The sequence below is a fragment of the Enterobacter sp. UPMP2060 genome, from assembly GCF_053709655.1.
Map to the genome: position 1 here is coordinate 689,333 of NZ_JBSKJQ010000002.1, position 12,735 is coordinate 702,067.

The 12,735-nt window shown below is 57.3% G+C and carries 14 protein-coding genes; 8 read left to right on the forward strand and 6 right to left on the reverse strand.

The features are described from left to right. Positions 1-76: 76 nt before the first annotated feature. Positions 77-1,810 carry an arginine--tRNA ligase gene (argS, locus tag ACWKXN_RS08705; protein WP_262770477.1) on the reverse strand — a complete coding sequence of 578 codons (1,734 nt, stop codon included), beginning with the start codon at positions 1,808-1,810 and terminating at the stop codon, positions 77-79. A gap of 239 nt (positions 1,811-2,049) precedes the next feature. Here argS and ACWKXN_RS08710 point away from each other — a divergent pair, with 239 nt between their 5' ends. After that, positions 2,050-2,610 (forward strand): VOC family protein, encoded by a 561-nt coding sequence (locus ACWKXN_RS08710; RefSeq protein ID WP_033145857.1) that lies wholly within the window; start codon positions 2,050-2,052, stop codon positions 2,608-2,610. A gap of 78 nt (positions 2,611-2,688) precedes the next feature. Continuing rightward, complete coding sequence (gene cutC / locus ACWKXN_RS08715) at positions 2,689-3,432, forward strand: copper homeostasis protein CutC (RefSeq protein ID WP_454543640.1); 744 nt, start codon at positions 2,689-2,691, stop codon at positions 3,430-3,432. Between the two features lie 188 nt (positions 3,433-3,620). Here the strand turns inward: cutC and cmoB are convergent, their stop codons facing one another. From cmoB to ACWKXN_RS08740, 5 genes are read right to left on the reverse strand one after another with little or no spacing between them, the layout of a single operon-like run. After that, on the reverse strand, positions 3,621-4,592 hold the full coding sequence (gene cmoB, locus ACWKXN_RS08720) for a tRNA 5-methoxyuridine(34)/uridine 5-oxyacetic acid(34) synthase CmoB (RefSeq protein WP_039263658.1): 972 nt from the start codon (positions 4,590-4,592) through the stop codon (positions 3,621-3,623). Further along, complete coding sequence (gene cmoA / locus ACWKXN_RS08725; protein WP_182072476.1) at positions 4,589-5,332, reverse strand: carboxy-S-adenosyl-L-methionine synthase CmoA; 744 nt, start codon at positions 5,330-5,332, stop codon at positions 4,589-4,591. Before cmoA ends, cmoB begins: the two co-directional genes overlap by 4 nt. A 40-nt stretch (positions 5,333-5,372) precedes the next feature. After that, entirely contained in the window at positions 5,373-5,768 is a 396-nt protein-coding gene (locus ACWKXN_RS08730; protein ID WP_021240443.1) for an MAPEG family protein, read from the reverse strand. 51 nt (positions 5,769-5,819) lie between these two features. Beyond that, positions 5,820-6,638: a DUF72 domain-containing protein gene (locus ACWKXN_RS08735; protein WP_454543641.1), complete on the reverse strand. Its 819-nt coding sequence runs from the start codon at positions 6,636-6,638 to the stop codon at positions 5,820-5,822. Beyond that, the gene (locus ACWKXN_RS08740) at positions 6,635-7,201 is read right to left on the reverse strand and encodes a hydrolase (RefSeq protein ID WP_045887971.1); all 567 of its coding nucleotides are present in this window, start codon (positions 7,199-7,201) and stop codon (positions 6,635-6,637) included. The genes ACWKXN_RS08735 and ACWKXN_RS08740 overlap by 4 nt, the downstream gene beginning before the upstream one ends. Before the next feature lie 263 nt (positions 7,202-7,464). On the opposite strand from ACWKXN_RS08740, the gene aspS reads away from it, so the two are divergent. The 6 genes from aspS (at position 7,465) to ruvB (ending at position 12,720) form a co-directional block, all read left to right on the forward strand. Then, the gene (gene aspS, locus ACWKXN_RS08745; protein WP_023312238.1) at positions 7,465-9,237 is read left to right on the forward strand and encodes an aspartate--tRNA ligase; all 1,773 of its coding nucleotides are present in this window, start codon (positions 7,465-7,467) and stop codon (positions 9,235-9,237) included. A gap of 1 nt (position 9,238) precedes the next feature. Beyond that, positions 9,239-9,682 carry a dihydroneopterin triphosphate diphosphatase gene (gene nudB, locus ACWKXN_RS08750; protein WP_033145850.1) on the forward strand — a complete coding sequence of 148 codons (444 nt, stop codon included), beginning with the start codon at positions 9,239-9,241 and terminating at the stop codon, positions 9,680-9,682. A gap of 27 nt (positions 9,683-9,709) precedes the next feature. Beyond that, a complete protein-coding gene (locus ACWKXN_RS08755) occupies positions 9,710-10,450 on the forward strand; it encodes a YebC/PmpR family DNA-binding transcriptional regulator (protein WP_008500447.1) in 741 nt (246 codons plus the stop codon). 34 nt (positions 10,451-10,484) lie between these two features. After that, entirely contained in the window at positions 10,485-11,006 is a 522-nt protein-coding gene (gene ruvC / locus ACWKXN_RS08760; protein ID WP_003859749.1) for a crossover junction endodeoxyribonuclease RuvC, read from the forward strand. A gap of 80 nt (positions 11,007-11,086) precedes the next feature. Beyond that, positions 11,087-11,701: a Holliday junction branch migration protein RuvA gene (gene ruvA / locus ACWKXN_RS08765; protein WP_023312236.1), complete on the forward strand. Its 615-nt coding sequence runs from the start codon at positions 11,087-11,089 to the stop codon at positions 11,699-11,701. Between the two features lie 8 nt (positions 11,702-11,709). Further along, the gene (ruvB, locus tag ACWKXN_RS08770) at positions 11,710-12,720 is read left to right on the forward strand and encodes a Holliday junction branch migration DNA helicase RuvB (protein WP_023312235.1); all 1,011 of its coding nucleotides are present in this window, start codon (positions 11,710-11,712) and stop codon (positions 12,718-12,720) included. Positions 12,721-12,735: the final 15 nt, after the last annotated feature.

Consider the following 12,735-nt stretch of genomic DNA (forward strand, 5'->3'; position numbering starts at 1 on the left):
ACCTGCGGATATCCCCGGTGGCGCTGCGCTTACCGGGGCTACAAAACAAAACCCGGCTTGCGCCGGGTTTTTTGTATTACATGCGTTCTACGGTTTCGATACCCAGGGTATCCAGACCCAGCTTCAGGGTCTTCGCCGTGAGCTGCGCCAGCTTCAGGCGGCTGTTGCGGACCGATTCGTTTTCCGCAGACAGAATAGGGCAGTGCTCGTAGAAGCCAGAGAACAGACCCGCCAGATCGTACAGGTAAGCACACATCACGTGCGGCGTGCCGTCACGCGCGACAACCGTCAGCGTCTCTTCAAACTGCAGCAGGCGCGCTGCCAGCTGTGCTTCACGATCTTCCGTGATGGTCACTGTCGCATTCGCCAGTACGTTTTCATCAATGTTCGCCTTACGGAACACCGAGAGCACGCGGGTGTAGGCATACTGCATGTAAGGCGCCGTGTTGCCTTCAAACGCCAGCATGTTATCCCAGTCGAAGATATAGTCGGTGGTACGGTTCTTGGAGAGATCCGCGTATTTCACCGCACCGATACCCACGGCGTTGGCCAGTTTTTCCAGCTCATCGGCAGACATGTCCGGGTTCTTTTCGGCCACCAGACGGCGAGCGCGTTCCAGCGCTTCGTCCAGCAGGTCGGACAGCTTCACGGTACCGCCCGCACGGGTTTTGAACGGCTTGCCGTCTTTACCCAGCATCATGCCGAACATGTGGTGTTCCAGCGGAACGCAATCCGGCACGTAACCGGCTTTACGCACGATGGTCCACGCCTGCATCAGGTGCTGGTGCTGACGGGAGTCGATGTAGTACAGCACGCGGTCAGCATGCAGCGTCTCGTAACGGTATTTCGCGCAGGCGATGTCTGTGGTGGTGTAGAGGTAGCCGCCATCCTTTTTCTGGATGATCACGCCCATCGGTTCACCTTCCTTGTTTTTATACTCATCAAGGAACACCACCGTTGCGCCTTCGCTCTCTACCGCCAGGTTTTTCGCTTTCAGGTCAGCCACAATGCCGGGCAGCATTGGGTTATAGAGGCTTTCGCCCATCACGTCGTCACGGGTCAGGGTAACGTTCAGACGGTTATAGGTCAGCTGGTTCTGCGACATGGTGATGTCGACAAGCTTGCGCCACATCTCGAGGAAGTATTGGTCGCCGCCCTGCAGTTTAACCACGTAGCTGCGCGCGCGCTCGGCAAAGGCTTCGTCTTCGTCGTAGTGTTTTTTGGCTTCGCGGTAGAACCCTTCCAGGTCCGCCAGCGCCATTTCACCCGCGTTTTCCTGCTGCTGTTTTTCCAGGTAAGCAATCAGCATGCCGAACTGGGTACCCCAGTCGCCCACGTGGTTCGCGCGGATCACCTTGTGACCGAGGAACTCGAGCGTGCGCACCGCGGCATCACCAATGATGGTGGAGCGCAGGTGGCCAACGTGCATCTCTTTCGCCACGTTCGGCGCAGAGTAGTCGATCACGACGGTCTGCGCATCCGGCTGGGAAACGCCCAGACGGTCAGATTTCAGGGCCGCGTCAACGTGGCTTGCCAGGAATGCAGGCTCAAGGAAGATGTTGATAAAGCCCGGACCGGCGATTTCGGTTTTGCTGGCAATGCCGGAAAGATCCAGATGCGTCAGTACCTGCTCAGCGAGCTGTCGCGGCGGCATGCCCAGTTTTTTAGCCACTGCCATCACGCCATTAGCCTGATAGTCGCCAAACTGTACTTTTGCTGACTGACGAACCTGCGGTTCGCAATCCGCAGGTGCGCCTGCGGCAATCAGTGCCTGACTGACTTTTTCGGAGAGAAGAGCCTGAATATTCACCTGGATACCTTACGTTTTTGATGCGGGCTTACAACCGCCCGCGCCAGTTAAAGAATTTAGGGCGGGAGTATACTGCAAATGCCCTCTGGCGTCAGCATTGCGGGGCCTGAAGATTGCTCAGAATCCAGGCGGTGAAGGTGTGCATAATCATGCAGTCGCAAAAAGCCGGATTCTGCGGTTGGTCAAAACAGGGCAACAGAGTAAATTAGCGGCTTTGCGACATGAAAAGAGAGTGACTTATGGCGAACTGGCAATCCATTGACGAACTGCATGATATTTCCGCAGATTTACCGCGCTTCACCCAGGCGTTCACAGAACTTGCCACCCGTCTTGGTCTGGATATCGCGCCGCTTGAGGCCGATCACATCTCTTTGCGCTGTCATCAGAATGCCACGGCCGAGCGCTGGCGTCGCGGGTTCGAACGGTGCGGCGAGTTGCTCTCCGAGAACATCATCAATGGTCGCCCCATTTGCCTGTTCAAACTGCATGAACCGGTGAACGTGGCGCACTGGCAATTCAGCGTGGTTGAGCTGCCGTGGCCGGGCGAGAAACGCTATCCGCACGAAGGCTGGGAGCATATCGAAATAGTCCTGCCGGGTGAGCCGGAAACGTTGAACGCGCGCGCGCTGGCCCTCCTTTCCGACGAAGGCTTAAGCAAGCCGGGGATTTTTGTGAAGACGAGTTCACCCAAAGGCGAGCGCGAGCGGTTACCTAACCCGACGCTGGCCGTCACTGACGGACAGGTCACGGTGAAGTTTCATCCGTGGACCATTGAGCAGATCGTTGCCAGCGAAGCGTAAGAGATGTGAGTTCACGCCGGGACTGAAAACGGACGGCGTGTCAGGATGTTTCGTTTAGTGGAATTTCAGGAGGATTAAATGGCGCTGCTGGAGATTTGTTGTTACAGCGTGGAGTGTGCCGTGACCGCGCAAAAGCACGGGGCTGACCGCATTGAACTGTGCGCGGCACCCAAAGAGGGCGGGCTGACGCCGTCTTACGGCGTGTTGAAGTCTGCCCGTCAGGCCGTCACCATTCCCGTTCACCCGATTATTCGTCCGCGCGGCGGTGATTTTTGTTACACGGCGGGCGAGTTCAGTGCCATGCTTGATGATATCGCACTCGTTCGGGACCTGGGGTTTCCAGGGCTGGTGACCGGCCAGCTGGATGAAGACGGCAATATCGATATACCGCGCATGCGTCAGATTATGAGCGCCGCGCAGGGGCTGGCCGTCACTTTTCATCGCGCATTTGATATGTGTAAAGATCCGCTTCAGGCCTTTGAAACGCTTGGAGAACTTGGCGTGGCGCGCATCCTGACATCGGGTCAGCAGGCGTCAGCTGAAAAAGGACTGCAATTAATTACGGAACTAAAAGCACATTCCGGTGTTCCAATAATAATGGCGGGTGCGGGAGTCCGCGCCAGCAATCTGGAACGGTTTTTAAACGCAGGGGTAGAAGAGCTGCACAGCTCCGCGGGTAAATGGATACCTTCGCCCATGCGTTATCGCAATACAGGATTGTCAATGTCGACGGATGCTGAAGCGGATGAGTATTCACGCTATGGCGTAGAGGGAGAGTCGGTTGCGGAAATGAAGTCGCTGATTGAGCGCCATCACGTGTAGCAACGTACCGATTTTTACCGCGCATCATGTCGCCCAATATGATGCTTGCTTGTACCAGGCCCCTGCAATTTCAACAGGGGCCTTTTTTTATCCCCTCACCCTAACCCTCTCCCCATAGGGGAGAGGGGACGGCTCGGTGCGGTTTTTCTCCCTCGCCCCTATGGGGAGAGGGCCGGGTGAGGGGAAAACTACGGCTTGGTCGCAATCAACACCGCACGCATCGGGGCTGGATAGCCTTCGATGGTTTTGCTGTGGTCGGCCGGGTCGAGGAACTGCTCCAGCGATTCGGTGATCATCCAGTCGGTGCGGCGCTGTTCCTCAATTGAGGTCACGCTGACGTCGGCAATCCGCACATCCACAAACCCGCACTTCTCCAGCCAGTTCTTCAGCGCCAGCGCGGAAGGGATGAAGTAAACGTTGCGCATCTGCGCGTAGCGATCGCCCGGCACCAGAACGGCATGTTCATCGCCTTCAATCACCAGCGTTTCCAGCACCAGCTCGCCGCCGCTGACCAGCTGATCCTTCAGCTGCCACAGGTGTTCAAGCGGGGAACGACGGTGGTACAGCACGCCCATGGAGAAGACGGTATCAAAGGCTTTCAGGGCAGGGAGTTGTTCAATGCCCAGCGGCAGCAGGTGCGCGCGCTGGTCGTTACCCAGCAGCTTACGCACCGCTTCAAACTGGCACAGGAACAGCTGCATCGGGTCAATACCTACCGCCAGATGCGCCCCCGCGCCAATCATGCGCCACATGTGATAACCGCTGCCGCAGCCCACGTCCAGAATGGTACGTCCGGTCAGGTCGGAAAGGTGGGGCAGCACGCGATCCCATTTCCAGTCCGAGCGCCATTCGGTATTGATGTTCACGCCGTAAAGTGAAAACGGCCCTTTGCGCCACGGCATCAGGTTACGCATCAGCGTTTCGATGCGGTTGATCTGCCCGGCCGGGAGCGGCTCTTCACTCTCGGCGGTTACGCTGTGCAGAAGATCCAGACGATGTGGGGTCAGTTCGGGCAGATACTCCACCGCGTTTGACCACTGCTTTAACAGGCCGTGCTGCTGATCGCGCTGCCAGGCGGCAATCTGCGCGGGCAAGGTTTCCAGCCAGTGGGAAAGCTGGTTTTTGGCAATCAGCTGATAGAAGTTGCTGAATTCGATCATGCGGATTCTCCCGCTTTCAGCGCCACCAGAGAGCCAAAGTTAAAGCACTGGAACCACAGTTCGCTGTGCTCAAAACCGGCTTTGCTCAGACGCGCTTTGTGGGTTTCTACGGAATCCGTCAGCATCACGTTTTCGAGCATGCTGCGCTTCTGGCTGATCTCCAGCTCGCTGTAGCCGTTCGCCCGTTTGAAATCGTGGTGCATATTGAACAGCAGTTCGCCAACCTCGGCATCTTCGAAGCTGAATTTCTCCGAGAGCACCAGCGCGCCGCCGGGATTCAGCCCTTGATAAATTTTGTCCAGCAGCAGCTGACGGTCTTCAGGCACCAGGAACTGCAGGGTGAAATTCAGCACCACCATCGACGCGTTATGGATCTCAATCTCGCGGATATCGCCTTCCACCACGTCGACCGGAACAGGGGCTTTATACGCGTCAATGTGGCGACGGCAGCGCTCAACCATGGCCGGGGAGTTATCGACGGCAATGATTCGACAGCCTTCGTGGTGAACGTTACGACGAACCGACAGCGTTGCCGCGCCGAGCGAGCAGCCCAGGTCATAGACCTGCGTGCCGGGTTGAACGAAGCGCTCAGCCAGCATGCCGATCATAGAGATAATATTGGAATAACCGGGAACAGAGCGCTGGATCATATCCGGGAAGACTTCGGCTACCCGTTCATCGAAGGTCCAGTCGCCCAGGCTGGCGATAGGCGCGGAAAAAAGCGTGTCGCGATCTGACATAACGTAAAAATCCGGGAAAAATAAAGTGGCGTATTGTGCGCTAATGGAGGGAGAAAACCAACTCCCACGGCATATACCACAGGTTAGCCAGCACCATCAGCAAAAGCGAACACCAGGTCGCGCTCATGCCGGAACGACGCCAGCGGATTAAGCGGTGGTGAAAACCATAATAGTGCATCAGGCGGCCAGCAATAAGAAGCAGGCCACAGATGTGCACCATCCAGGTTTCTGCGCCATTCATCTCCATAAAAAGCAGCAGGATTAAGGCTGCGGGGATGTATTCGACCGCATTGCCGTGAATGCGGATAGCGCTTTGTAGCTCGGAAAACCCGCCGTCACCGTAAGAGACGCGGTACAGCGTTCTGAGGCGCACAACATCAAATGAAAACTTAATCAGCAGTAATGCACCTAACACCGCATACAGCGCGCTGACCATACAAACTCCCTGTTTTTGGCAGATGGCACTTCACTATGATAGGGGGTGATATCAGAAAAGAGAAGATTGTTGTGGGATGGAAGGGGCGCTGCCCACGGACGGCACCGCAGCCTGCAAGGCCTGCCACAGAGCATCGACCAGTTCGGGCGCCTGGGCGATATCCGGCGTGTGCAAAAAGAGATACGGCGTGGTGGTGTGTTCCCACTTCGCTAACGTTTGCAGCCAGACGGCGAACATCGCCTGATTTTGCTGCATGTTATCGCTGCCGATAAACCTGACCATTGGGTTATGCGCGGTCACGATGGCGTGGACCGGCACTTTGGGTTTTTTACGCTGAGCTTCAACGATGGCTTCGCTATGGGGGACAGCGCTGTGCACCGGCCGGCTATCGAGGATCACCCGGTTAACGGAACGCTCAAGCAGGCCGCGATTGAGCGCTTTTTCTGCTTCGCCCTTCGCAAAAAATTCAGGATGCCTGACTTCAACGCCGTAGGCGAATTCACGGGGCAGGGCATCCAGGAACTGCCAGAGCGCAGGTAAATCGCGCGGGCCAAACGTGGCGGGCAGCTGGATCCAGTGCTGACCGATGCGGTTCGCCAGCGGCGACATGCGCGTAAAAAACTCTTCGGTCAAATCCCCGCAGTTGCGCAGCGCGGCCTGGTGGGAAATGGTGGCCGGAAACTTAAAGCAGAAGCGGAAGTCGTCGGTCGTTTGTTCCCGCCAGCGCGTAACAATCTCGGCTTTAGGGAGCGCATACAGGGTGGTGTTACCCTCGACACAGTTGAAGTGCCGGGCATACTCCTCAAGGCTGGTGATGCCAAGGCGCACCCATTTCGGGTGCGACCACTGGGGCAGGCCCACGTACATCATAGCGCGCTGACAATCTCATCCGTGCTGCGCACGCGGCCGATACGCGGGAAGATATGGGTCATGCTGCCCTGGTGCTGTTCCGCGGAGGCCGCGCTGCAGGCATCTTCCGCGATCACTAGGTTAAAGCCCAGCTCCCACGCGTTGCGGGCGGTTGACTCCACGCCGATGTTGGTGGAAATGCCGCACAGGATGATGGTGTCGATGCCGCGACGGCGGAGCTGCAGCTCGAGATCGGTACCGTAAAATGCCCCCCACTGGCGTTTGGTCACTTCGATGTCGCTGTCGCGTTTGCCGAGTGCGGCCGGGTACGTCCACCAGTTTTCAGGCAGGGCGCGTGCTGGAACCTGGGCATCAACGGGCTGTTTTAACGCTTCAGCGTAATCAGCGGACCAGCCGACGCGCACCATGACAACAGGCGCACCGCTGGCACGACATGTTTCCGCCAGGCGAGCTGCGCGGCTGACCACATCATCCGCGGTATGCGGGCCGCCGGCGAAGGGCAGAATGCCTTCCTGTAAATCAATCACGACAAGTGCGGTTTTACTGGCATCAAGTGTTAACATCGTTACTCCCGTTAAATGAATCACTTCCAGACACCATACGACGTGATGGCCTGTTCCTGGGCGGATAATTTTGTTAATTTTTGTGAGAATGCGCAATAAGAGTGCAGCAAACGACCGCCTGGCCGTGGTTCGCTCTTATCGTCCGGCGGAATTTCCAGTATAATAGCCGCCTTTTTTCATCCAGTTGTGACATACAGAAAGCTGCGACATAGTAGCCTGCATACCAGGCGACATTTAGCCTGCGGCTAATTAAGGGATATCTCATGCGTACAGAATATTGCGGGCAGCTGCGTCAGTCCCACGTCGGACAGCAGGTCACCCTGTGTGGTTGGGTCAATCGTCGTCGTGATCTTGGTAGCCTTATCTTCATCGATATGCGCGACCGCGAAGGTATCGTCCAGGTGTTCTTCGACCCGGATCGCGCAGATGCGTTGAAGCTGGCCTCTGAGCTGCGTAATGAGTTCTGCATTCAGGTTACCGGCACCGTGCGCGCGCGTGACGAGAAAAACGTCAACGCCGACATGGCAACGGGCGCCATCGAAGTGCTTGCGTCCGATCTGGTGATCATCAACCGTGCAGAAGCGCTGCCGCTGGACTCCAACCACGTCAACACTGAAGAAGCGCGTCTGAAATACCGCTACCTGGATCTGCGTCGTCCGGAAATGGCTCAGCGCCTGAAAACCCGTGCGAAAATCACCAGCCTGGTGCGTCGCTTTATGGATGACCACGGTTTCCTCGACATCGAAACCCCGATGCTGACCAAAGCCACGCCGGAAGGCGCGCGCGATTACCTGGTCCCATCCCGCGTTCATAAAGGCAAATTCTACGCGCTGCCGCAGTCTCCGCAGCTGTTCAAACAGCTGCTGATGATGTCCGGCTTCGATCGCTACTATCAGATCGTGAAATGCTTCCGCGACGAAGACCTGCGCGCTGACCGCCAGCCAGAATTTACCCAGATCGACGTGGAAACCTCCTTCATGACTGCCGAGCAGGTGCGTGAAGTGATGGAAGCCCTGGTGCGTAGCCTGTGGAACGACGTGAAAGGCGTTGAGCTGGGCGATTTCCCTATCATGACCTTCGCTGAAGCCGAGCGTCGTTACGGCTCTGACAAACCAGACCTGCGTAACCCGATGGAGCTGGTGGACGTAGCAGACCTGGTGAAAGGCGTTGAGTTTGCCGTCTTCGCTGGCCCGGCTAACGATCCTAAAGGCCGCGTAGCAGCGCTGCGTGTACCGGGCGGTGCGGCACTGAGCCGCAAGCAGATCGACGACTACGGCAACTTCATCAAGATCTACGGCGCGAAAGGTCTGGCCTATATTAAAGTGACCGAGCGTGCGAAAGGTCTGGAAGGCATCACCAGCCCGGTAGCGAAATTCCTGAACGCGGACATCGTGGAAGCGATCCTTGAGCGCACCGGCGCGCAGGACGGCGACATGATCTTCTTCGGCGCAGACAACAAGAAAGTCGTGGCGGATGCGATGGGCGCGTTGCGTCTGAAGCTTGGCAAAGACCTGAGCCTGACCGACGAAAACAAATGGGCGCCGCTGTGGGTTATCGACTTCCCAATGTTTGAAGACGACGGTGAAGGCGGCCTGACCGCAATGCACCACCCGTTCACCTCGCCAAAAGACATGACGGCGGCAGAGCTGAAAGCGGCACCGGAAGATGCGGTCGCGAACGCTTATGACATGGTGATCAACGGCTACGAAGTGGGCGGCGGTTCCGTGCGTATTCACAGCGGTGAAATGCAGCAGACCGTGTTCGGCATTCTGGGCATCAACGAGCAGGAGCAGCGCGAGAAGTTTGGCTTCCTGCTGGACGCCCTGAAATACGGTACGCCGCCGCACGCGGGCCTGGCCTTCGGTCTTGACCGACTGACCATGCTGCTGACCGGCACCGATAACATTCGTGATGTTATTGCCTTCCCGAAAACCACTGCCGCAGCGTGTCTGATGACCGAAGCGCCAAGCTTTGCCAACCCGGCCTCTCTGGCCGAACTGGGCATTGAAGTGGTGAAGAAGGAAGAGAAAAACTGATATGGCATATAAGCTTCCCGTTTCGGTCCTGGTGGTCATTTATGCAGAAGACACGAAGCGGGTGCTGATGTTGCAGCGGCGCGATGACCCTGATTTCTGGCAGTCGGTTACCGGCAGTCTGGAAGAGGGGGAAACCGCGTCGCAGGCCGCCGCGCGCGAAGTAAAGGAAGAGGTCACCATTGACGTTGCCCGCGAGCAACTGACCCTGAAGGACTGCCAGCGCACGGTGGAGTTTGAAATTTTTAGCCATTTACGTCATCGCTACGCGCCGGGTACCGAGCGCAATACGGAGTCGTGGTTCTGTCTCGCGCTCCCCCATGAACGGGAGATCGTGTTTACCGAACACCTGACCTACCGCTGGGTGAATGCGGCGGATGCCGCCGCACTGACCAAGTCGTGGAGCAACCGGCAGGCGATTGAAGAATTTGTAATTAACGCAGCCTGAGAAGGCGCGATTTTTGGAGAACTTTTTATGGCAGGTCATAGTAAGTGGGCCAACACCAAACACCGCAAAGCGGCACAGGATGCCAAGCGCGGTAAGATCTTTACCAAAATCATTCGCGAGCTGGTGACAGCAGCGCGTCTGGGCGGCGGCGACCCGGCATCTAACCCGCGTCTGCGCGCGGCGGTAGATAAAGCGCTGTCTAACAACATGACGCGCGACACCCTGAACCGTGCAATCGCACGTGGCGTGGGCGGTGATGAAGACGCGAACATGGAAACCATCATTTATGAAGGTTACGGCCCTGGCGGTACTGCGGTGATGGTTGAGTGTCTGTCCGACAACCGTAACCGTACCGTTGCGGAAGTGCGCCACGCGTTCACCAAAACCGGTGGCAACCTGGGCACTGACGGTTCCGTTGCTTACCTGTTCAGCAAAAAAGGCGTCATCTCCTTCGAGAAAGGCGACGAAGATGCGATCATGGAAGCGGCGCTGGAAGCCGGTGCGGAAGACGTGGTGACCTTCGATGACGGTGCTATCGACGTTTATACCGCGTGGGAAGAGATGGGTGCCGTGCGCGACGCGCTGGAAGCGGCTGGCCTGAAAGCGGACAACGCTGAAGTGTCCATGATCCCGTCCACCAAAGCGGACATGGATGCGGAAACGGCACCGAAACTGCTGCGTCTGATCGACATGCTCGAAGACTGCGACGACGTGCAGGAAGTGTACCACAACGGTGAAATCTCTGATGAGGTTGCAGCGACTCTCTGATGAGAGCCTGTAAACCGTTTACGGGAGACGCGTGATGTCGATTATTCTCGGGATTGACCCAGGCTCACGCGTCACCGGTTATGGCGTTATCCGTCAGGTGGGACGCCAGTTAACCTACCTGGGCAGCGGCTGTATTCGCACCAAAGTGGACGATCTTCCTTCGCGCCTGAAGCTCATTTATGCGGGCGTGTCGGAGATCATCACCCAGTTTCAGCCGGACTATTTCGCCATTGAGCAGGTCTTTATGGCGAAAAACGCCGATTCAGCGCTAAAGCTCGGTCAGGCGCGCGGTGTTGCCATCGTCGCTGCCGTGAATCAGGATTTGCCGGTATTCGAATATGCGGCGCGTCAGGTCAAGCAGACGGTGGTGGGCATTGGGAGCGCGGAGAAAAGCCAGGTGCAGCATATGGTGCGTACCCTGCTGAAGCTTCCCGCGAACCCGCAGGCCGACGCCGCGGATGCGCTGGCGATTGCGATTACCCACTGTCACGTCAGCCAGAACGCGATGCAAATGAGCGAGTCGCGGCTCAATCTGGCGCGAGGCAGGTTACGATAATCAGAAATCAGGCTGGATAAACATCCAGCCTTTTTTTATTATGTCGGCAGTTAATTTCTCCCAGAACGCAGGAGCGTCACGTGATAGGCAGACTCAGAGGCATCATCATTGAAAAACAACCCCCGTTAGTGCTGCTGGAAGTAGGTGGCGTGGGCTATGAAGTCCATATGCCGATGACCTGCTTCTACGAGCTGCCGGACGCGGGCAAAGAGGCGATTGTCTTTACCCAGTTTGTGGTGCGTGAAGATGCCCAACTGCTGTACGGATTCAATAACAAGCAGGAACGCACCCTGTTCCGCGAGCTGATTAAAACCAACGGCGTCGGTCCGAAGCTGGCGCTGGCGATTTTGTCCGGCATGTCGGCACCACAGTTCGTGAATGCCGTTGAGCGCGAAGATCCTGCGGCGCTGATTAAGCTTCCGGGCATTGGTAAGAAAACCGCCGAGCGCCTGATTGTCGAGATGAAAGACCGCTTTAAAGGTCTGCATGGCGATCTGTTCACTCCGGCTGCCGATTTGGTACTGACCTCTCCTGGCGGCCCTGCAACGGATGATGATGCCGAGCAGGAAGCGGTTGCCGCGCTGGTGGCGCTGGGCTATAAACCTCAGGAGGCCAGCCGAATGGTGAGCAAAATTGCCAAACCGGACGCCAGCAGTGAAACCCTGATTCGTGAAGCGCTGCGCGCTGCATTGTGAGGTAAAGGATGATTGAAGCAGACCGCCTGGTGTCGGCAGGCACTATTCAGGCAGATGACGTGGTGGATCGCGCGATCCGCCCAAAACTGCTTGATGAGTATATCGGCCAGCCGCAGGTTCGTTCCCAGATGGAGATTTTCATCCAGGCGGCAAAGCTGCGCGGCGATGCGCTCGATCACCTGCTGATTTTTGGCCCTCCCGGTTTAGGCAAAACCACGCTGGCGAATATCGTCGCCAATGAAATGGGCGTCAACCTGCGCACCACCTCCGGCCCTGTGCTGGAGAAGGCGGGCGATCTCGCGGCGATGCTGACCAACCTCGAACCGCATGACGTGCTGTTTATCGATGAGATCCACCGCCTGTCGCCGGTGGTGGAGGAAGTGCTCTATCCGGCGATGGAAGATTACCAGCTGGATATCATGATCGGTGAAGGCCCGGCCGCGCGCTCCATCAAAATCGATCTGCCGCCCTTTACCCTGATTGGCGCCACCACCCGCGCCGGGTCGTTGACCTCTCCGCTGCGCGACCGTTTCGGCATCGTGCAGCGTCTCGAGTTTTACCAGGTGGCGGATCTCCAGCACATCGTTGGCCGTAGCGCCCGCTATATGGGGCTTGAAATGAGCGAAGAGGGCGCGTTTGAAGTGGCGAAACGTTCCCGCGGTACGCCGCGTATCGCCAACCGCCTGCTGCGCCGCGTGCGTGACTTTGCCGAGGTGAAGCACGATGGCTCGATTTCCGCGGAGATCGCCGCTCAGGCGCTGGATATGCTGAATGTCGATGCTGAAGGCTTTGACTATATGGACCGTAAACTGCTGCTGGCGGTGCTGGACAAGTTCTTTGGCGGCCCTGTCGGGCTGGATAACCTGGCGGCGGCAATCGGAGAAGAGCGTGAGACGATTGAAGATGTGCTGGAGCCGTATCTGATCCAGCAGGGCTTCCTGCAACGCACCCCCCGTGGACGTATGGCAACGGTGCGGGCGTGGAATCATTTCGGCATTACGCCACCGGCAATGCCGTAATGTTTTGTTCCCTCT